The 687-nt window shown below is 37.0% G+C and carries 1 protein-coding gene; it reads left to right on the top strand.

Annotation, left to right across the window (positions count from 1 at the left end):
• Positions 1 to 687 (top strand): ATP-binding cassette domain-containing protein (locus FUA24_RS02780; protein WP_148539994.1); only part of this gene is annotated, 687 nt, incomplete at both ends.

Genomic DNA, 687 nt, shown 5'->3' with positions numbered 1-687 from the left:
ATAGCAGGTGTAGATAAAAATTATCAAGGTGATGTGGTTTTTTCTCAAGATTATTCTGTAGGGTATTTAGAGCAAGAGCCACAGTTAGATGAAAATAAATCCGTTTTAGAAGTTGTAAAAGAAGGTGCTGCAGCAACTGTTGCTATACTTGATGAGTATAACAAAATAAACGATATGTTTGGTTTAGAAGAGGTGTATAGTAACCCCGATAAAATGGAAAAACTAATGAACCGTCAGGCTGAACTTCAAGATCAAATTGATGCTGCTAATGCTTGGGAACTAGATACCAAATTAGAAATAGCCATGGATGCCTTAAGAACACCTGAGGGCGATAAAAAAATTGGTGTACTTTCTGGAGGTGAGCGCCGTAGAGTAGCACTTTGCAGATTGTTGTTACAAGAACCTGATGTGTTGCTTTTAGATGAGCCTACCAACCATTTAGATGCAGAATCTGTACATTGGCTAGAACACCACTTAGCACAATATAAAGGTACTGTTATTGCTGTTACTCACGACCGTTATTTTTTAGATAACATTGCAGGTTGGATTTTAGAGTTAGATAGAGGTGAGGGTATACCTTGGAAAGGAAATTACTCTTCGTGGTTAGATCAAAAATCAAAACGATTAGCACAAGAAAACAAAAGTGCTTCAAAACGTCAAAAAACACTTGAACGTGAGTTAGAATGG

The sequence above is a fragment of the Seonamhaeicola marinus genome, assembly GCF_008085455.1.
The sequence above is the reverse complement of the archived record's forward strand: the minus strand, read 5'-3'. Positions and strand labels throughout refer to the sequence as shown.